We start from the raw sequence: 18,865 nt of genomic DNA on the forward strand, positions 1-18,865 counted from the left end.
GGCGATGTCGTTGCGGCAGGCCCTGGACGGTGTCGTCGACGGTCCGGTGTTGGCCCGGGACGAGGTCGCGGGGCACTACGCGCGGTTCGCCGGGGTGCCCGCGACCTCACGGGCGAGCACGGAACCCGTGATGCGGTACCGGGTGTCCGATTCGGACATTCCGGTGGTACTGGGGTTCTACGGTTCCGAGGAGCGGGTTCGGTCGACGCTACCCGGCCTACCCGCCCGTGCCGGACAAGCCCGGGAGTTGTTGGCCCGAACCATTCCCCCGGTCCACGTCCCCGATGAGCGCACCCATTGGTCCGGAGTCGACCTGTCCGCGTTGCCGGTGCTGCGGGCCACGCCGCGTGACGCCGGGCCCTACCTCACCATGGGGGCCGTGTACGCGCGCCGCGGTGGCGCGACGGCGTTCTCCGTGCACCGGATGCTGGTGCTGGGACGCGATCGGCTGGCGATCTGGATGCTGCCGAGCCGCGCCCTGCGGGCCATGCACGCCGACGCGCTCGCGGCCGGGGAGCGGTTGGCGGTGTCGGTGAACATCGGTATCCCGCCCGCGGCCATGATCGCGTCCGCGCTGTCGACGGCGCTGCTGCCGGTGGACAAGCTCGACGTCGCGGGCGCGTTGGCCGGGGCGCCGGTCGCGTTGGCGCCGTCGAGCGACGGGGCGACCTCGGTGGTCGCCGACGCGGAGATCGCGCTGGAGGGGTACATCGGGGCCGAGGAGTCACCGGAGGCGCTCGACGGGATGCCGGACCGGTCGCTGCCGGAGTTCCTCGGGTACGACGGCTCGGCGCGCGATCGGGTGCCAGTGCTGACGGTGACGGGGGTGTCCACGGTGCCGTCCCCGGTGTACCAGGCGGTGATCGGGCCGGGGCGCGAGCAGTCGGTGATCCTGGGAGTGGCCGGTGGCGTGTCGCTCGGGCTGTGCCTGGAGGACGACCTGGTGGTGGACGCGCACTTCTCCCCCGCCGGTGGTGGGATGTTGTTGCTGGCGGTGGCTTTGCGGAAGGCGAGCGCGTCGGACGACGACCGCCTCCCTTCCCTGGCCCAGGCACTCCTGCGGCGACACCCGTTCGTCAAGTTGATCGTGTTCACCGACGACGACGTGGACGTGTCGTGCGCGGAGGACGTCCTGTGGGCGATGACCACGCGCAGCAACCTCGGCGTCGACGCGATCACCCTGCCGGGCCCCGGCCCGCTGGGCATGGACCCGTCGCAGCGCCCTTCCTGGCGCCGAGGCGGCGGCGAGGGGCGGACCTACGTCGACGCGACCATCCCTTTCGGACTGGACGCGGCGCGCTCGTTCGGCGGTGGCACATGAGGCTCGTGGTCGGCATCACCGGGGCCACCGGCACGGTGATCGGCGTGCGGATCCTGCGCGGCCTGCGGGACCTGGGCGTGGAAACGCACCTGGTCTTGAGCAAGTGGGGCCGCGCGACACTGGAACTGGAAACCGACCTGACCGTCGCCCAAGTGCACGCGCTCGCCACGCACGTCCACCCGCACGGCGACCAGACCGCCCCCATCTCCAGCGGCTCGTACCGCACCGACGGGATGATCATCGCCCCGTGCAGCATGAAGACCCTGGCCGCGCTGCGCACAGGGTACGGCGACGGCCTGATCCCCCGGGCCGCCGACGTGACGCTGAAGGAGGACCGCAAGCTCGTCATCGTCCCGCGCGAACTTCCGCTGTCGGAGATCCACCTGGAGAACATGCTGGCACTGCGGCGGATGGGGGCGGTGATCGCCCCGCCGTCCCCGGCGTTCTACACGCGACCCCGGACGGTGGAGGACATCGTCACGCACATCAGCGCGCGGGTGCTGGACCAGTTCGGCCTCGACCTGCCGGAGGCCGTCCGCTGGACCGGGGCGCGACACCCGGCCTGACCGCCCGATTCGTCGCTTTTCCACCGAAGTAGACTGATCCACATGGGGTCAGCGGAACAGGCCGTGGCGCGGCTTCGGGAGATCGTCGACGGCCGGGTCAAGACGACCGGGGCCGCGTGGGGCCGGACCAAGCCGAGGAGCGTGGCGGCGGGCGAGGGCGCGGCCGTGAACGCCGTGCTGGTGGCGTTCCTCGGGGCGCTGTCGGGCTTCCGGGTCGGCCCGTGCACCGGCGCCGCCATGATCGTGTTCGGTGGCGCCGCGGGCTGCGCCCTGACCGCCGCCTCGGTCCGGCGCCTGATGGACGCCGCCCGGATCCAGGTCGTGGGACCGGACGAGGCCGACACCCTCCGGCTGCGCCGGAGCACCGCGGCGCGCCAAGCCGGGCTGCTCGTCGCGTGCCTGCTCACCGCGGACCTGGCGGGCCTGGCCCTGTGGCTGGAGGGGTGGCCGCCCGCCGACCCGGTGGCGTGGTGGCTGACCGCCACCTGCCTGGCCCTGGCCCTGCTCACCCTCGCCGCCACCTGGCGCCGCGTACACGACTGGTTCCCGCGTTTCGGGGCGGAGCTGGACGTGCGGCTGCCGCCGCTCCCCGCCGAGCTGGAGCCCTTGGCCACCCGCCCGGCGCCACCCGTCACCCCGACCCCACCGGACGCGGAGCTGGCCGCCGCCGAGAGGCACGTGCTCGGCATCCTTGAGGAACGGGTGCGGATCGGCAAGGACACGCGAACGCCGGTGACGGCACCGAGCGTCGTACGCGGCCACCGCGCGATCCGAGCCGCCACGGCCGTGACCGCGGCGGGCGCCGTCGCCGCCCCGTGGGTCGGCCCCCTCACCACCGTCGCGGCCCTGCTGTACCTCAACTACTTCTACGCCGCCTACACGACGACCTCGACCACCCGGCGGGAGCACGCGATCCGGATCACCGAAATGGGCCCGGACGCCGCCGACACAGTGGACTTCCACCGGTACGGATCCCCACCCCGATACCCGTTCGGCGAACACATCGCCGCGCTGTCGGCGCTGGCGCTCGGGGTGGCGTTGTGGGTGGAGATGGCACCGGAGGCAACCATCGCCTGGTCCGTCACGGCGTGCGGCCTGGCACTGTCCGCGGCCGTCGCGGTGGTGTACCGGACCGCGCTGCGGGAGTGGTTCTCCCGGTTCCTGGCCGAGTCCGGAGTGGAGTTGCCTCCCCTGCCGCCGGAACTGGAACACCTGGTGGAGCAGGGTCGCAACCGAGCACACCGAGGCCAACCCAGCCGCCGGTAGCGCATACCCGGGGCCTCACGGGGCGATGCCGAAGTCCTCGGACAGGGCGTGGAAGCGGGACTCGGCGAGGGGGGTCTGGTCGTCGCCCAGCCAGGCGAGGTGGCCGAAGGACTCCAGGACCACCAGGCCGTGGATCGCGGTCCACGCGCTGAACGCCACCGCCGCCGCGTCCGAGGGGAGGTCCACCGCGGCGGCGAAGACGTTCAGGGCGGTGAGAGGTGGTGTGACCGCTCGGCGTTGCAGGGTGCCGCGGTGCCAGGCGGCGAGGATCGGGGGGACGAAGGCGGCGCCCACCGCGCGGCTCGCGTGTGAGGTCGGGCCGGATTCGGGGGCCTGGTAATCCGGGATCGGGGTGCCGTAGAGGAGCGCGAACTCGTGCGGGTGGGTCAGGGCCCACTCGCGGTAGGCCAGGGCAGCGGCCACGAAGGCGTCGCCCTTCGCCGCGTCTCTGGCGCGGGCCACTTCCGCCGCCAGTGCCGTGAAGCCGTCGGTGATCAGGTCGGTCAGCAGGGCGTCGCGGTTCGGGTAGTAGCGGTACAGGCCCGCCGGGCTCATGCCGATGGACACCGCCACCGCGCGCAAGGACAGCGCCGCGCCGCCGCCCTCCCGCAGGTGGGTCTGGGCGGCCGCCTTGATCTCGGCCGTCGTCTGCTCCCTGAGCCGTTCCCGCCTGTTCGCCATGGTGCGTGAGGGTAGCGCTTTGCGATCGGTGTTCGCAGTGCGCTAGCGTGCCTTTGTGAACAGTGATCGCAGTGCAGTTATTGATCGCAAAGTAGATGGCGGACGCGGACCGACCCGCGTGGCCGCCCTGTTGCTGCTGGTGGAGGGGGTGTTGCTGTTCCTCCCGGTGGTGGTGCTCGGGGCCGCCGTGGACTGGCCTGCCAGCCTGGGCGAACCCGCCGCCACGGTCTTGCCGCAGGTGGCGGCGAACGAGACGGCGTTACGACTGGGGTACGTCGCGTACCTCGCCTACTCAGCGTTGTTCCTGCCGGTGGCGCTGTGGACCACGGCGGCCCTCGCGCGCGGCCGGTCGGACTCGCGAGTCGCCCGGCTCGGCCTGGCGTTCGCCGCGCTGTCCGCGCTGGCGCGGTGCGTCGGCATCGTCCGCTGGCTGACCACGATGCCCGACCTCGCGCGGGCGTGGCAGTCCGGCGCGCACCGGGAGGCGGTCCAGGTCCAGTACGACGCGCTGAACTCGTTCGCGGGCGGCGTCGGCGAGTTGCTCGGGGTGTCGCTGTTCGCGGCGGGTTGGTTGCTCTGCCTGGCCAGGGTCGCGGAGATCCCGTTGTGGCTCAAGGGTTTCACCGTGCTCACCGCCGCCGCCCTGGCACTGCCGCTGGTCGAGTTGCTCGGCGTGGACGCGGGTGCGTTGATCAGTGTGGGCAGCGGGGCGGTCCAGGTCTGGTTCCTGGTCGCCGCGGCGCACGTCATCCGGAAGCGAGCCGACTAGCGGGGTGGGGGAGGATGGTGCCGTGCCATTGCCAGGGACACTGCGGACGGTCGCCGCCACCCGGTACGTGACGCCGCTGCGGGAGGGCGGGTCGCTGCCCGGGTTGGTCGAGGGCGACGACCTGGGGATGTACGTGCTCAAGTTCCGGGGCGCCGGGCAGGGGCTCAAGGCGCTGGTGGCCGAGGTCGTGGTGGGGGAACTGGCCAGGGGGTTGGGGCTGCGGGTGCCGGAGCTGGTGCTGGTCGACCTCGACCCGGACCTCGGGCGAGCCGAGCCGGACGAGGAGGTCCAAGAGCTGCTGCGGGCCAGCGGCGGCCGCAACCTCGGATCCGACTTCCTGCCCGGTTCCTTCGACTTCACCCCGGCCGTCCGCGACCCGGGGCCTGACCTGGCCGCGCGGGTGCTGTGGTTGGACGCCTTGGTGCTCAACGTGGACCGCAGCTGGCGCAACCCCAACCTGCTGCTGTGGCACCGCGAGGTGTGGCTGATCGACCACGGCGCCGCCCTGTACTTCCACCACCGGTTCGCGGCGGGCTGGGCACCCGCGACGAGCTACCGGTTCGACGCGGCGGACCACATCATGCTCGGCGCCGCCGGTTCCGTCGAGGCAGCGCACGAGGAACTGGCCCCTCGCGTCCCAGCCGCGGTGGACCGCGCGGTCACCCTCATCCCGGACGACTGGCTGGACCCGGTCTTCGGCGACCCCGACACGGCCCGATCGGCCTACCGGTCGTACTTCACCGCGCGGCTGGCCGACGCCCCGCGCTGGCTCGCGGACGTGGAGGCGGCCCGTGTCGCACGTGTTTGAGTACGCGCTGCTGCGGGCCGTGCCGCGGCAGGACCGCGGGGAGGCCATGAACATCGGCGTCCTGCTCTACTGCGCCGACCTGGCCTACCTGGGCTGCCGAACCCACGTCGACCCGGACCGCCTACGAGCCCTCGACCCGGGCATCGACCTCGACGTCCTCACCGCCACCCTCACCCAACTCACCACCGCCTGCGACGGCGAAGACGGCCGAGTCCCGGTCACGAACATCCCCATCGGCCAACGCTTCCGCTGGCTGACCGCACCGCGCAGCACCCTGGTGCAGACCTCCCCCACGCACCCGGGCCTCACGACCGACCCGAACACCGACCTGGACCGCCTCTTCCGCCGCCTGGTCCTCCCCCTCACCTGACCAGGACGATTCGTCTCGTGCGGGGCGACTGCGATTCGGTTGTGTTCCGCGTGCAACGTGGTGCTCGTGCCGGCCACAGACAAGTGTGACCGAGGAGACGCGAGCCGGGGTGCTGGTCCGCGAGAGCGCGCTGCCGTGGCTCTAGACCGTGGTGGGCAACCTGGCGCGCGATGAGGCGCGCGGTGCCTGCGCCGTTCCCGGCTCGCGCGTCGCGTTCCGCCGACACCCGCGGTCGTCGACCGGCTGCACGACATCGAGAGGGCGCGCGGACTGATCGCGGCCGTGCGGCGGCTGCCCGACGCCCAGCGCGAGGTCGTGGAGCTCTGCCTGCTGGGCGAGCTGTCGTCGGGCGAGCCGGCCGAGGTACTCCAGGTCGCCGAGGCGACTGTGCGCTCCACGTTGTCTCGTGCCCGGTCCAAACTCACGAGCATGGTAGGGGAATAGCCGATATGGACGATCGAGACGAGTTCGCCGTGCCACCCCTGCGCGAGGTCCCCGATGACGTGCGCGACCGGCTCGCGGCCCGGGTGCTGACCGCGCGAAGCAGGAAGCGCCGCGGTGTGGCCGTGCTCGGCGCGGCGGTGGGGGTCTGGGGTTCCGGTAGTGACCACGATGTACCGGGTGGACCGTCGTTGGGCGTGGCCGGTCCGGGCACGGAGCCGACGCGCGCGCTCGGCGTCTCGCCCGAGGCGCCGCGTCCGGCCTCGATCGCTGTTGGGCGGCCGCGACCCGTGCCGTCGCGGCCGCCCCCGCCCGCGACCAGTGGACCGCGCTGTTCCAGGTGACCAACGATCTGGTGGTGGTGACGGCCATCCGCGCCGCGAGCTCACCGCTGTTCTGCGAGACCACCCGCGCCACGGTGGCGGTGTCCGATCCGGAGCGGACCCCGACCTACGTCGAGGGATCGCGCACCGCAGCGCTGCTGACCGCACCCAACGGCACGATCGCCGGGCTGCTGGACCCGGCGTGGCCCGGCGCGCGGGTGTCCACGACCGCGCCGAGCAAAGACCGCTACCAAGCCGACGTCGTGCACGAGGACGGCCTGTTCGCGTACCTGTCGGTGATCGGGCCGGACAACGCCGCCGCGACCACGATCCGCCCCAGCGGTGACGACGTGGAACGGGCGCTCCCGAAGGCCGGGGCGCCGCTGGTCGACGCGCCCGCGCCCGCGGACCGCTCGTCGGCGCGCGGCCGCTTCCTCGACTCGTGCATCGACCAGGCCAGGGCCTACCGCGTGGTGGTCGACGCGGCCTCCTTGGTCGCCGGGCGCGACCGCGGCGGGCCCACGGGGCTCCAGGGTGGTCATGGCGGTCAACGACGGCGGTGTCGCCGCCTGCTTCCTCCAGGAGCAACGCACCGACTTCATCGCCCAGGCCACGCCGAGCGGCACCGGCGGCACCGCGGTCAAAACCCTTCCGGTCGCCCCCGGGTGTGGACGGCAGACCGCTGATCGCCGGGACGACCAGCCGCGAGAAGGCGAGGATGGAGATCGAACTGCCCGACGGCGCGGTGCTGCCCGCCGACGTCGCCAACGGCACCTTCGCGGTGCTCTTGCCCCCCGAGGCAACGGACAGCTCTCGCGTCGTCTGCCGCGCCTACGCCGCGGACGGCTCACTCGTCTACCAAGGACTCTTTACCTGAGCCAACCGCCAAGGACAACCAGACACTGGGCACCACCTCGGTGTTCTTCAACTGGAACGGCGGCGCCTGGGACCACGTCGGCACCATCCGCGCTCCGCACTACACCGGCTACATCGCGCCCCCGGACCTGCTCCGCACGACCGACGGCATCATCGTGTGCTGATCTCCGCGTAGGTGCGTAGGCAAAGGAGCCCGTCCGCGGCGGTATCGCCTTCCCGGACGGGCTCGCCGGGCCACCCTTCCCGCTCCTGACACCGCAGTAGTCGCGACCGCGGGGGTTGTCCAGGGCGGTGGTGCAGGCAAGCTCGCCGGTCGAGCCCGCTCACCGCCGACTCGAACTCACCAACCCCCATCTGGTCATCCCCCGCGACTGGTCATCCCCCGCGACGCTCCGCGCGCACCAGCATGCCGATACCCCACAACCACGCCAGCACCACCGGAACCAGCAACCACACCTGCTGCGTCACCACGGCGACAGCACCCAACACCGCGCCACACCCCAACGGCACGGTGACCACCGGCTTGGCGTGGTTGACCAACGCCCCCACCAACACCAACCACACGGCGGCGGTGGGCAGGAAGAACACCAGCCAGCCCATCACACACCACCTCTCAGCCGGAACCACTCACCAGCCTCGATAGTAGACGGCCATCTCACCGCGCCGTTCCACGGCCGCCGCCCCGAGCCGGTTTCGCGCGTCCCACCACCACCGGACTGTCCTAAGTGGCGACACCCGCGTCGGCGGGCTTCCGGTCGAACCGGCTACCGGAAGGCTTCTTGCACCTTGGCGAGGAACCGTGCCCATTGTCCTGTCTTTCCGGGGAAGCCGGCGTCGACGAGGTTGAGTTCGAGCGTCCGGCGCAGGGGGTGGGGTGATTCGAGGATGGCGTCGTTGCGCTCGGCGAGGCGACGGAGTTCGGCGTTGGTGGGCAGGCGGTCGCTTTTCGCGCTGTTGCAGTCGTGGTGGGCGGGTGCCAGGTTCCACAGCAGGTCGAGGTCGGGCCCCTGCCACCCGGCCACGCTGCCGTAGCGCCGCATCAGCGCGTGGGGGAAGACGTGGTCGACCGCGGTCGCGGTGTCGGGGGTGATGATCTCGTCGCAGATCAGGCACCGGCCGTGTTGGAACCCGATGACGGAGTCGGTCAGCCCGGCGATCGGTCGGCGCCGGTACCTGTCCCGGAGGGCGCTCGAGTCCAGGTCGACGGCGAGGCCGTCGCGCAGCAGTCCGCGGCCGATCTCGAGCGTGAATGAGCTTTCCACGATGTTCCAGCGCGCGGCGAGTTCGGCGCGCAGCCCCGCGGCGCGTTCGGACGTGGCGATCGCAAGCATCTCGGCGGTCAGTTCCACTGTGGGGTCCGCGCCGCCGGTCACACGGTAGAACTCGTGGGGTAATCGTCCGCCGCCCCGGAGGTTGGGGAACTTGCGCAGCACCATCTGCCGCATGGATCGGCCCGCCACGTCGAGCAGTCGTTCGGTGGGACGTCCCGATTCCCTTGTCCGGTCGGCTTCCTGCCCGGCCACGGTCAGGAAGTCCTGGTCGCCCAGTTCGGACTTTCCCGGCGCCTGGGGTGCGGTGGACAGGTGTTCCACCAGACTGAGGGCGTAGGGGACGGCCAGTTCCGATAATCGGACCTCGGCGCGGCCCTCACCGGCCGTCTCCAGGAGGGCGTGGGCCAGGGCGAACTTGTAAGTCCGGGAGTTCTCGCCCAGCAGCACCGCCATCCGCCACGACGACCACGGGGTGGGTTCGACCCGGTAGAGGGCGTCCGTCACGGGGTCACCTCGCCGTCGCGTGCCAGGACCAGGCAGCTCCACCGCACGTCGGGCCTGCTCAAGATGTCCGCGGACTCGCTGTGGTGCACCACTTTCAAACCTTGGGATCCGGCCGACTCGACCGTCTCGGCCACGGTCACGTCGAACATCCGCCGTCCCGGGGGCACCGGGCCGTGACGCAGGGTCAGGATCGAACGACCGCCGGGCGCGGACAGGTCGCTGATCCGCGCCATGGCGGCCCGGCGCTCGGCGCGGTCGAGGTGCATCCACACGGCGCTGAGCAGCACGAGGTCGAAGACACCGCGGACCGAGCGGAGTTCGGGAAGGCTGTCATCGAGCCACTGGATGGTCGCGCCGTGCAGCGACCGGCCGGCGACCCGGAACTCCGCGGTCGGCTCCACCGCGGTGACCGCATGCCCACGCGCGGCGAGAGCGGCGGCGTCACGACCGGTGCCTGCGCCGATATCGATCACCCGCCCCGGACGGGCGGGCAGCCACGCGAGCGCGGCGCGGTGGACGTCCTCGAACGCCACGGCCTCGTACCGGCGGGCCAGCACCCCGGCCGCCTGCCCGTAGCCCGTGGCGCCCGCCACCGTGCCACCCGGCCTACCGGACTCTCGGCTCACGACCGCCACCACCCCGCTGGAGCACCGCGGCCCACGACCGCCCGGCCCCTTCGCCACACCCTACGAATGCGCCCGATCGCCCTTGGGTCAAGGCTCACGACACGATCCGAAAGTACCAGCCCACAACCACACAGCGCGGCGGAAACCGCCCAAAACACCGCGATCAACATCCCGCCCTACCACCGCCAACGAGCGGCCGCGGCAACTCCATGCGGCGTTCCGGCACCTCGACGAAGGCCTCGCTATCGGTGGAAATCTCCCGAACCGGCGATAGTTCACGATTGGGTGGTATGTCTCAGACTCCCGGGGCGGGCTCGCACGGCCTTGTGGGCCAAGACGGCGCCCAAGCCGCGCGGCCCAAGCTGTCGCCGTGTGCGCGCCCGCGTCGACGAGGCGGCAGTTCGCCCCCGGGTGTCGAGATAGTGGTAACAGGTCATCGGCAGTGTACCGTTGGATCACGTGGTCGGTCGTGGCCGGGAATTCGATTGGCAAATTCCCGGATATGGCCGCCGGTCATCCTGGAGCGCTTGGCGGATTGCGATTCGCGCATCGCGTCGATACGTTCGGTTGAACCAGGGTCACGCATTTCGGTCGAATTCGGTGACGCGTTCCAACCCTGGCTCCGCACTCGCCCAGGGGGTGGCATGCGACTCTCGTCAATGGCCGCGGTGTCGGCCGCGGCACTCGTCCTCTCGGCCACGGCGGTACCCGTCGCGGTGGCGCGTAGTGGGCCACCGCCTGCCGGGGCGGCACGGGGCGCGCCCACCACCGTCACGCTGATCACCGGCGACCAGGTCCGGCTGGTCGGTGGTCGTGCCGTGCTCGCGGGGCTCAGACCTGGTGTTTCGTACCGGACCTACACGGCGGCGCACCGCGTGCGCGTGTTCCCGTCCGACGCGGTTCCGCTGTTGCGTTCGGGGCAGCTCGATCAGGGCCTGTTCGACGTGACCGGGCTGGCGGAGGCGGGGTACGGCGAGCGGGCCGATCTCCCGCTGATCCAGACCGGCCCGGCGACGAACGTCGCGGGCGTGCGCACAATTCGCGATCTGCCGTCCATCGGTGGGCGCGCGATCACCGTCGAGAAGGCCTCCTTGCCCGCCGTGTGGCGTCAGCTGGCCGCGACGGGTGGAAAGGTGTGGCTGGACTCCAAGATTCGGCCCGCCCCCGAAATCGATCCGGTTCCTGCCGTCCCGCGCGGCGGCTTGACCGGCGCCGGCGTGCAGGTGGCGGTCGTCGACACCGGAATCGACGGGATCGGCCACGAAGTGGCCGAAAAGGATTTCACGGACGGTGTCGCGCACGGCAGCGACCACGGCACCCGGGTCGCCGCGACCATCGCGGGGGCCGTGGCCCCGGGCATCGATCTCCTCGACGCCAAGGCTCTCGGCGCCGACGGCACCGGTCAGCTGTCGTGGATCATCGCGGCCGCCGAGTGGGCGGCCGACCAAGGCGCGGACATCGTCGACGTGGGCGCGGGCCTCGGTGACGCGGACAACGGGCTGCTCCGCCAGTCCCTCGACCGGTTGTCCGCCACCAAGAACACCCTGTTCGTCGCGGGCGCCGAACCCGTGTCCCGCGACCACGCCCCCGCCGCGACGGCGGCACTGACCGTCGACCCGGCGCACCGCCCGGCCGCCGTGGGCGCGGCGGCGCTGCTCGCCCAGCGGCACCCGGATTGGCGTGGCGCGCCGCTCAAGCGCCGCCTCATGTCCACTATGGACTCAAGTAGTCCGGACCCCGCCCAGGCCTTGGCAGACGTGGTGACAACCGACCCGGCCTTCATCGAGTTGCCCAGCCAGCCGTGGCCGCACACCGACGACACCCCGGTGCGCGTGCCGCTCACCTACCGCAACTCGGGACCCACCCCGGTCACCCTCGACCTGGTCGTCCGGGAGACCACCCTGGGTCTGCCCCTGCCACCCGGCATGGCCACCGTGTCACCGACCAGGATCACCATCCCCGCGGGCGGGTCCACGCAGGTCACCTACACCGCCGACACCAGCGTGGGCACCGAGGACGGCTACTTCTACGGCAACATCATCGGCACCGGCGACGGGCAGACCGTGTACACGAGCATCCGCCTCGTCCGGGACTTCGAGGAGTACGACGTCACCGTCCACTACTTCGACGGGGACGGCAAACCGAGCCAGGACTGGTTCATAGCGACGATGGACCTGAAGTCCGCGGGCAACATCTGGCTGTTCTACCCGGACCCGGACGGCGTGTGGCGGCGCAGGCTGCGCCGCGGCCAATACGTCCTGGACAACTCGCTGAGCCGGCAGGACGACGTCCGCTACCTCCCGATCACCTCGCTCGCCGTGACCAAGCCGCTCGACCTGGTCGTCGACGCCCGCACCGCGGAACCTATCCAGCTCGACCTGCCGCGACTGCCGGAGCCGTTGTTCGCCGTGAACCTCGGCGTGGTGCTCGACACCGAGGACGGCAGAGAGGCCGCTCTCGACGTCATGGTCGGTGACCCGAACACGCTCCGCTCCGCCCAGGTCGGCCCGAACGCCCCACCCGGCGTGCTGACCTCCGTCATCGGCGCCCTCTACGGCGACCCCTTCGACATGGACACGGTCCGCAGCCACTACCTGGCGGCCTGGCCCTACCTCGACGGGGTGCCCACCGGCGCCACGCACAGCCTGACGGCGGCCGACTTCGCCGCCGTCCGCCTCCGGTTCGTCAACCTCCCGACCAAGCGCTACTGGCTCTTCGAGGGTCTGGAGCCCGTGGCGAGGGGCGGCCGGGACATCCCGCTCCTGCGCGGCGCCCTCGCCGACGAGGACGTGGTCGACTACGTGGCGGGCCCCGACGTGCGCTGGGAGGCGGTCTCGGTGCTCTACGGGAGCAGCCCGGACGCCCCCGACCTCGAGTTCATCGGCGAGCCGCGGCGCTACCACCCGGGCGGTACGTACGAGCACCGGTTCAACCACGCCGTCCTCGGCCCGGCGCTGCCCCGGTCGTACCACCCGTGGGCCGAGCGCGTCGGCGACCGGCTGCGGATGAACATGAGCCTGTGGGGCAACGACGACACCTCCATCACGCTCAACAGCCGCACGCTGCGCACCGCGCTGTACCGGGACGGCGTCGAGATCCGGCCGAGTCGCGAACCGAGCAACGTGGAGTCCTACCAGGTACCGGCGGACGCGGGCACCTACCGGTACACCATGGAGGGCACCCGACGCCCCGGCCCCGTCCTCAGCACCACCGTGTCTGCCGAGTGGACGTTCTGCTCCAGGCCCGGACACCGGATCGTCCCGTTGTCGGTGGTCCGCTTCGCACCGACCCTGGCCGACGACAACACCGCACCCCCCGGCCACTTCACGGTCCCGTTCTTCCTCCAACTGGAAGACGGCACCCACACCACCCCACACAACCTCGCCACCGACGTCTCCTACGACGAGGGAAAGACCTGGCAGCCAGCCGAAATCCACCACAACACCCTACGACTGGACCAACCTGACACCGCCACTTCCGTGTCGCTGCGCGCCCACGCCGAAGACGGCCGAGGCGGCACGATCGACCAAACCATCATTCACGCCTACACGATCAAGAAGCCCTGATCCGCAACACATCACCACTATCCCAACAGGACTCTTCCGGACGGGCCGTCCGGCAACCGGTGGCCGCGGCTGCTCCACCTCCGTCGCCAGGCGCGGCCACCGGTTCGCACGGCGGTAGTACGGGGTGGGACCCGGCCACGCTCCGCGAGATTCCGGTGGTGCGCTCATTCGCAGGGCAGACGGTATTCGAGTTCGGGGATGTAGCGAGCCCATTGGTCTTCGGTGATGCGCGGGTGTGCTCGTTGGCACAGCTGGTTGACCGCCGCCGAGACGTCGAGACTCCAGTACCGGAGCTGGTCGGGCGTCAGCCTACTCGCCATGCCTGTTCCGTTGGCGTTGAAGCTCAGGCCCGTCCACGTGTCCGAGCGTTTGCGCAGCACGGCGAAAAGGTGTGGGTTTGCCAGGTCCGCGACGTCCCAGAGGTTGATCCGTTCGTCATCGGTAACCGCGAGGAGACGCCCATCGGGGCTGAACGCCGTCGGTCTGCCGCCAGGGAGGTGGGCCGCCGGGCGAGGTCGCGCGGGGTCGCTGGTGTCCCACAAGGTGATGTTGGATGCCGGGTCTCCGGTTCCGGCGGTGGCCATCAGGCGGCGCGTACGCGCGACCAACAGGTCCTGTGCCCAAACGGGCTCCGCGCCGGGAGCCGGTTCGCGGGGGCGATCAGGGTGCAGGGGGTCCCGCAATCGCACGTTGCCACCACGGTCGAGGGTGACGAGGTCGCCTCCGGCGTCGAACCCGTATGGAAGGTCCGCGGTGGTGAACGCCGCGCGCTCCACCGGGTGGGAGGGGTCGCTCACGTCGACGATTGTGAGGCGGTCGAGGCTTGTGCTCCCGCCGGGATCTTCGTCCCAGCCATCGGGGTACGTGAGCGCCATGAGCGGGGCCACCGGGCTGAACGAGATGCCCACCAGCGGGTGCTTGGTCGCGATGGTGCTGAGGGACCGCGGTCGGAGCGGATCGGCGATGCTCAGCAATCGCACCGTTCCGGTGTTGTCGGTAGCCGCGAGCAGGGGACCTCGACTATCGATCACCATCGCCTCGATGCCTGCGGGGAAGTCGACGCTCTGGGCGCCTCCGGGAACGGACGTGCCTTCGAAGTCAACGGCGGTGAGCACACCGCCCGACAGCGCGTACATCCACCGCCCACCCGGGTGAAACCCGATCCAGGTCCGGTCACCGAGCCCGAACGAACCGTTGCCGAAGTTCACATCCGCCGCGGCGTCGAGCACCAGTCCCCGGGTCTGGTGGCTCGGAGCGATCTCATAAGCGACCAAGGCGAGTTGGCCTGCCAGGGCAGGATCACTCGCGCGCAGGTTTCGCGCGTCGGCCATCACGCGCTCAAGCATGGCCGCGGTCCTGTTGTCCGCGCTTTCGCGCGCCAGTCGCGCCACGTACACCCCAGCCGTGGCGAGCACGGCGATCAGGCTCGCGAGCGCGATCACGATGCGTCGACGACGACGGCGCGTGGTGCGCTTGGCCGCGCTGTGGGCGTCTTCTGCCGCGGCCAGGAACCGCGCTTCCCTGGCGGCGATCAGGTTCGGGCGACTCGCGCGCAGTTGGCACGCACGGGCCAGCAGGGTGCCCCGGTAGAGCGCCGCCGGATCGCGGTCCAAGTCCTCCCAGGTGCGGGCCGCGTCGACCAACTGGCGGTGCACGCGCAGGTTTTCGCGGTTGTCGGTGAGCCAGGCGCGGAACCGGGCCCACTGGGTGATCACGGCTTCGTGCGCGAGGTCCACGCCGTCGTGGTCGAGTGTGACCAGCCGCGCGCGGGCGAGGGCGTGCACGACCGCGGCGGTGTCCTTGTCGTCGTCCCACTCGTCGAGTCGCACGTGGCGTTTGGTGTCCGCGCCGCCCTCACCGAGGACGACCAGGCGGGTGAGGATGTCCATCGCGATTCCACGCTGCCGGTCGCCGAGTTGGGCGTAGACGGCCTCGGCGGTGCGGACGATGGCCTGGTCGATTCCGCCGACGGTCTCGTATCCCCCCAGGGTGAGCGTCATCCCCCGGCGGCGGCGCCACGTCTCCAGCAGCGCGTGGGACAGCAGCGGAAGGCTCCCGGCCCGACCGGCCGCGTCGGCGATCACGCGAGCCATCAACTCCGGCTCCAGCCGGTACCCGCGCGCCGTCGCGGGTTTGGTGACCGCCTGCCGGAGTTCGTCGGGCGTCATCGGCGCGAGCAGGACCTGACCGTCCTGCAACGCCTCGACCAGGTCACCGTGCAGACCGCAGTGGCCGTAGAAGTCGGCACGGACGCCGAGCACGACCCGAACACCCTCGCCCGCGGCCGACACGAGTGCCCGGATGAACCAGGCACGCTGGACGTCGTCGTCGCAGAGGGTGAATACCTCCTCGAACTGGTCGACGATCAGCAGCAAGCCCGGTTCCGCGCACGGCTCCGGCAGTGTCGAACGCAATCGGATGCCGAGATTGGCCGGGTCGGCGCGGAGTTCCTCCAGCAGCCGCACCGGCGAGTCGCCGCTGCGCCCGGCGAGCCAGACGGCGCACTTCTCGGCCGGACGCGCGCCCGGTGTCAGCACGCTGACCACGCCCTCGGTGCCGGTTCGCGTCGCCCATCTCGTGGCCAGACCGGCTCGCAACACCGACGTCTTGCCCGATCCCGACGCGCCGAACAACCCGAGGAAGCGGCGGCGTGTGAGCCGGTCGAGCAGGTCGTCGACGGCACGGTCCCGACCGAAGAACAGGTCGGCGTCGCCCTCGTGGAAGGCGACCAGCCCCGGGTACGGGGACGCGGCGGCGCTCCCGTCGACCGGCCCGGCATGATCACCTCCGGACACGAGGTGCGCCGCGGCCGCCCGCCACCGGCGCTCCCACTCGCCTGCGTCACCCCCGCAGGCGCTGACGTAGGCCAGCGTCACGGGCAGAGTCGGCAGCTTCCGCCCACCCGCCGCCTCCGACAACGCCGCGGCCGAGTAGTGCGCACGCGCGCTGAGCACCCGGTACGGCACTGCGCCTGACCGCCGCCGCAACTCACGCAGCCCTTCGGCGAACTCGGTGAGCACCGCGTCCTCGGTCGCCACCGGCCGTTCCGGCCTGGCCATATCCACCCCTGTCGCCCGTGACCCACTCGTCAGGATTCCGACACAGAACTCGATGGCGCGCACCCGATGCTTTCACCGGCCACCGACGAGCGGAAGTGCGGTGGCGCCCCGCGCGAAACCCGGGGCGCCACCGTCACGCGTTCACCAGTCGGCGGTGACGCTCACCCCCAGTAGTAGAGCGCCCACTGCGCCGAGCCCAGGTCCACGCACTTCCACCTGATGCCCAGATGGCCGAACCGCTCCCGGCCCTGGGTCGCGCACCGGTCGTACAGCCAGTACCAGTCGTAATACCTCCACGTCGCGAGCACGGACGCCGAGGGCGGCGTCGACCCGGACCGAGCGGACACGACCACGGCGGCCGACGACGCCCCCACCTCCGCCGAGGCCTCCGCCGCACCCCCCACCAGAACGATCCCAGCCGCGAGCGCGGCCGAGAGAGCCGATCCGACCTTGCCCATGAGCAACGACCTCCCCTTTCTCCGAAGAGTCGAGCCGGCCCGTCCCTCGACGCCCGAGGCGGCCGGCGGCACCGCTGGACCAGCGCTGCCAGCCCCTTTCTAGGCGCTCCGGGTTGTTCACGGTCAGTCGCTCGACGCTGAACAACAGCTCCTGAACAACCGGACCGATCAGGGCGGTCGCGGCTTTCCCGGCGATGCCGGTCGCGGCGACAGCGGTGTCCGCGGCGCCGGAAGCGCCGCGGACACCGCTGGGCTCGCGCGAGACTCCGGGTGCTACCGGGCCGTCAGCTTCCCTGGAAGGGGAAACGCTCGCCGGGGAGGGCTGGTCGGGTGCGTTTCGTGGTGGGCGGTGTCGGGTCGAGGTCGCAGGACAGGTCGTGGTCGGGGAGGGTGCCGGTTGACAGGTAGCGGTTGACGGCGGTGACCCCGCAGGACGGCACGACCGGGCTGTAGACGATGTGGTTGCCGCCGTTGACGGTCATGAGTTTGGCGCGGTGGCCGAGTGCGCGGCGCAGGTCGAGGGCGCCCTCGTACGGGGTGGCCGGGTCCCTGAGGTTCTGGACCAGCAGGATGTTGCCCGGACCGCGGTCCGTGATCGGCGCAGGTGGTTCCTTCGGGCCCGGCCAGAAGGCGCACGGTTGGATGTTCGCGCCCATGCCGCCCAGGAGCGGGTAACGGGCGCGGTCTTCGCGGACCGCGCGCCGGTAGTAGTCGATGTCGTGGGAGGACCGCACGTCACCGCAGATCACCGCGAGTTGCCCGGCGAGGGCGTTGTCCTGCGGGATGCCCGGGACGTCCACCGGCGGGAACAGCTGGGGTGGCTCGCCGTTGCCCTCCAGGAAGTGCCAGATGCCCGCGAACGCCGGGAAAACGGCGGTGTAGTAGGAAGCGGCGAAGTAGATGTAGCGGAAGGTGTTGCCGTCCACCGGGCCGAAGCCCGGGATCACGACCGGCTCGCGGTCCAGCCGGTCCGCCAACGCGAACATGTTGGCGCGGATGGTGTCGGCCGTGGTGCCCAGGGTGGGGTCGTTCGCGGCGGCCCACGTGACGAAGTCGGTGAACCGGCGTTCGGCCGCCCGGTCCCACAGGCGCCACTGCGCCCTCCACACCGACCCGGGGCCGACGAGCGAGTCGAGGACGAAGCGGTCGGTGCGGTCCGGGTACAGCGACGCGTAGACCGCGCCGAGGTAGCTTCCGTAGGAGCCGCTGTTGTAGGAGATCTTCCGCTCCCCCAACGCGATCCGGACGCGGTCCAGGTCGCGGGCGGTGTTCGCCGTGGTGATGTAGGGGAGTTCGCGGCCGCCGTGGGCCAGGCAGTCGCGAGCCAGGTCGCGGGCGAAGGTGATGTTGCCGTCGATGGAACCGTCCGCGGCGGGGAACGGGGCAACCTTCGCCACCGGCAGTTGCTCGCGCGTGCGGCCGCAGGTGACCGGCGCGCTGTAGCCGATGCCGCGCGGGTCGAAGCTGACCAGGTCGTACCGGTCCACTACCTCCTGGGGGTAGATCTGGACGTAGGAGCTGGGCAGGTTCAGGCTGGCACCGCCGGGACCCCCGGCGTTGTGCACCAGGATTCCCCTGCGTAAACCGGGCTTCGCGGTCGCCAGGCGGGAAACGGCGATATCGATCGTGGGGCTGTGGCGGTCGGCGTAGTCCAGCGGCACGGTGACCTTGGCGCACCGCAGGCGCGGGTCGACGGGGTTGCCGTCGGGATCGGGCGGACACGTGGTCCACGTCGGCTGTGGCGGGGGTTTCGGCGCGGCCTGCGCGGGAACGGAGGTGACCAGACTCGCCAGCACCACCGCGCCGATCAGGACCGGAAATGATCGTCGCACAGCTCGACGGTAGGGCGGGGCACGTGCGCCGTCATCCGCCTGGGAGACGACCTGCCCGTACCCCGCCCGACTACAACGAAAGACATGGACCGGATGGCGCCGAACCGTTGCCGCGCAAACGGAGCACC

Annotated in this window: 19 protein-coding genes; 12 read left to right on the plus strand and 7 right to left on the minus strand. The window is 71.3% G+C overall.

The window, feature by feature from the left end:
• Positions 1-4: 4 nt before the first annotated feature.
• Genes V5P93_RS22575 through V5P93_RS22585 form a run of 3 tightly spaced genes read left to right on the plus strand, consistent with a single transcriptional unit; the run spans position 5 to position 3,153 of the window.
• Positions 5-1,321 (plus strand): UbiD family decarboxylase, encoded by a 1,317-nt coding sequence (locus V5P93_RS22575; RefSeq protein WP_245931250.1) that lies wholly within the window; start codon positions 5-7, stop codon positions 1,319-1,321.
• Positions 1,318-1,887 carry a UbiX family flavin prenyltransferase gene (locus V5P93_RS22580; RefSeq protein WP_104478892.1) on the plus strand — a complete coding sequence of 190 codons (570 nt, stop codon included), beginning with the start codon at positions 1,318-1,320 and terminating at the stop codon, positions 1,885-1,887. Before V5P93_RS22575 ends, V5P93_RS22580 begins: the two co-directional genes overlap by 4 nt.
• A 42-nt stretch (positions 1,888-1,929) precedes the next feature.
• Positions 1,930-3,153, plus strand: a complete 1,224-nt coding sequence (locus tag V5P93_RS22585) for a hypothetical protein (protein WP_146107995.1) — start codon at positions 1,930-1,932, stop codon at positions 3,151-3,153.
• Positions 3,154-3,168: 15 nt separating this feature from the next.
• On the opposite strand, the gene V5P93_RS22590 is transcribed toward V5P93_RS22585, so the two are convergent.
• Entirely contained in the window at positions 3,169-3,834 is a 666-nt protein-coding gene (locus V5P93_RS22590; RefSeq protein WP_104478890.1) for a TetR/AcrR family transcriptional regulator, read from the minus strand.
• Positions 3,835-3,952: 118 nt separating this feature from the next.
• Here V5P93_RS22590 and V5P93_RS22595 point away from each other — a divergent pair, with 118 nt between their 5' ends.
• From V5P93_RS22595 to V5P93_RS22630, 8 genes are all read left to right on the plus strand, one after another.
• A complete protein-coding gene (locus V5P93_RS22595; protein WP_181043443.1) occupies positions 3,953-4,603 on the plus strand; it encodes a DUF4386 family protein in 651 nt (216 codons plus the stop codon).
• A 22-nt stretch (positions 4,604-4,625) separates the two neighbouring features.
• A complete protein-coding gene (locus tag V5P93_RS22600) occupies positions 4,626-5,411 on the plus strand; it encodes a HipA family kinase (RefSeq protein ID WP_104478888.1) in 786 nt (261 codons plus the stop codon).
• Positions 5,395-5,781: a DUF3037 domain-containing protein gene (locus tag V5P93_RS22605; RefSeq protein WP_104478887.1), complete on the plus strand. Its 387-nt coding sequence runs from the start codon at positions 5,395-5,397 to the stop codon at positions 5,779-5,781. Before V5P93_RS22600 ends, V5P93_RS22605 begins: the two co-directional genes overlap by 17 nt.
• Positions 5,782-6,063: 282 nt before the next feature.
• Positions 6,064-6,225 (plus strand): RNA polymerase sigma factor, encoded by a 162-nt coding sequence (locus V5P93_RS22610; RefSeq protein WP_342752262.1) that lies wholly within the window; start codon positions 6,064-6,066, stop codon positions 6,223-6,225.
• A gap of 5 nt (positions 6,226-6,230) precedes the next feature.
• Entirely contained in the window at positions 6,231-6,566 is a 336-nt protein-coding gene (locus V5P93_RS22615; RefSeq protein WP_146107994.1) for a hypothetical protein, read from the plus strand.
• Positions 6,563-7,231 (plus strand): hypothetical protein, encoded by a 669-nt coding sequence (locus tag V5P93_RS22620; protein ID WP_104478886.1) that lies wholly within the window; start codon positions 6,563-6,565, stop codon positions 7,229-7,231. The genes V5P93_RS22615 and V5P93_RS22620 overlap by 4 nt, the downstream gene beginning before the upstream one ends.
• Positions 7,213-7,422, plus strand: a complete 210-nt coding sequence (locus tag V5P93_RS22625) for a hypothetical protein (RefSeq protein WP_104478885.1) — start codon at positions 7,213-7,215, stop codon at positions 7,420-7,422. Before V5P93_RS22620 ends, V5P93_RS22625 begins: the two co-directional genes overlap by 19 nt.
• 40 nt (positions 7,423-7,462) lie before the next feature.
• Positions 7,463-7,585 carry a hypothetical protein gene (locus V5P93_RS22630; RefSeq protein WP_281261657.1) on the plus strand — a complete coding sequence of 41 codons (123 nt, stop codon included), beginning with the start codon at positions 7,463-7,465 and terminating at the stop codon, positions 7,583-7,585.
• Positions 7,586-7,796: 211 nt separating this feature from the next.
• On the opposite strand, the gene V5P93_RS22635 is transcribed toward V5P93_RS22630, so the two are convergent.
• From V5P93_RS22635 to V5P93_RS22645, 3 genes are all read right to left on the minus strand, one after another.
• The gene (locus tag V5P93_RS22635; protein ID WP_104478884.1) at positions 7,797-8,021 is read right to left on the minus strand and encodes a hypothetical protein; all 225 of its coding nucleotides are present in this window, start codon (positions 8,019-8,021) and stop codon (positions 7,797-7,799) included.
• Positions 8,022-8,185: 164 nt separating this feature from the next.
• Positions 8,186-9,196, minus strand: a complete 1,011-nt coding sequence (locus tag V5P93_RS22640) for an HNH endonuclease (RefSeq protein ID WP_219823954.1) — start codon at positions 9,194-9,196, stop codon at positions 8,186-8,188.
• Positions 9,193-9,822 (minus strand): bifunctional 2-polyprenyl-6-hydroxyphenol methylase/3-demethylubiquinol 3-O-methyltransferase UbiG, encoded by a 630-nt coding sequence (locus tag V5P93_RS22645; protein WP_245931228.1) that lies wholly within the window; start codon positions 9,820-9,822, stop codon positions 9,193-9,195. The genes V5P93_RS22640 and V5P93_RS22645 overlap by 4 nt, the downstream gene beginning before the upstream one ends.
• 644 nt (positions 9,823-10,466) lie before the next feature.
• Here V5P93_RS22645 and V5P93_RS22650 point away from each other — a divergent pair.
• Positions 10,467-13,388 (plus strand): S8 family serine peptidase, encoded by a 2,922-nt coding sequence (locus tag V5P93_RS22650; RefSeq protein ID WP_181043441.1) that lies wholly within the window; start codon positions 10,467-10,469, stop codon positions 13,386-13,388.
• Between the two features lie 164 nt (positions 13,389-13,552).
• Here V5P93_RS22650 and V5P93_RS22655 read toward each other — a convergent pair whose 3' ends face one another.
• The 3 genes from V5P93_RS22655 to V5P93_RS22665 all read right to left on the minus strand — a co-directional run bounded on the left by V5P93_RS22655 (position 13,553) and on the right by V5P93_RS22665 (position 18,737).
• The gene (locus tag V5P93_RS22655; protein ID WP_104478881.1) at positions 13,553-16,447 is read right to left on the minus strand and encodes a hypothetical protein; all 2,895 of its coding nucleotides are present in this window, start codon (positions 16,445-16,447) and stop codon (positions 13,553-13,555) included.
• Positions 16,448-16,608: 161 nt separating this feature from the next.
• Positions 16,609-16,905: a hypothetical protein gene (locus tag V5P93_RS22660; protein WP_104478880.1), complete on the minus strand. Its 297-nt coding sequence runs from the start codon at positions 16,903-16,905 to the stop codon at positions 16,609-16,611.
• Positions 16,906-17,189: 284 nt separating this feature from the next.
• Complete coding sequence (locus V5P93_RS22665; RefSeq protein WP_104478879.1) at positions 17,190-18,737, minus strand: alpha/beta hydrolase; 1,548 nt, start codon at positions 18,735-18,737, stop codon at positions 17,190-17,192.
• Positions 18,738-18,865: the final 128 nt, after the last annotated feature.

The sequence above is a fragment of the Actinokineospora auranticolor genome (assembly GCF_041897805.1).
In the GTDB taxonomy this organism is placed as follows: domain Bacteria; phylum Actinomycetota; class Actinomycetes; order Mycobacteriales; family Pseudonocardiaceae; genus Actinokineospora; species Actinokineospora auranticolor.

Bases quoted from the DNA above. Each gene is read 5' to 3' on its own strand.
- V5P93_RS22575 (WP_245931250.1), top strand. From the start codon at position 5: ATGTCGTTGCGGCAGGCCCTGGACGGTGTCGTCGACGGTCCGGTGTTG.
- V5P93_RS22580 (WP_104478892.1), top strand. From the start codon at position 1,318: ATGAGGCTCGTGGTCGGCATCACCGGGGCCACCGGCACGGTGATCGGC.
- V5P93_RS22585 (WP_146107995.1), top strand. From the start codon at position 1,930: ATGGGGTCAGCGGAACAGGCCGTGGCGCGGCTTCGGGAGATCGTCGAC.
- V5P93_RS22590 (WP_104478890.1), bottom strand. From the start codon at position 3,834: ATGGCGAACAGGCGGGAACGGCTCAGGGAGCAGACGACGGCCGAGATC.
- V5P93_RS22615 (WP_146107994.1), top strand. From the start codon at position 6,231: ATGGACGATCGAGACGAGTTCGCCGTGCCACCCCTGCGCGAGGTCCCC.
- V5P93_RS22635 (WP_104478884.1), bottom strand. From the start codon at position 8,021: ATGGGCTGGCTGGTGTTCTTCCTGCCCACCGCCGCCGTGTGGTTGGTG.
- V5P93_RS22650 (WP_181043441.1), top strand. From the start codon at position 10,467: ATGCGACTCTCGTCAATGGCCGCGGTGTCGGCCGCGGCACTCGTCCTC.
- V5P93_RS22655 (WP_104478881.1), bottom strand. From the start codon at position 16,447: ATGGCCAGGCCGGAACGGCCGGTGGCGACCGAGGACGCGGTGCTCACC.
- V5P93_RS22660 (WP_104478880.1), bottom strand. From the start codon at position 16,905: ATGGGCAAGGTCGGATCGGCTCTCTCGGCCGCGCTCGCGGCTGGGATC.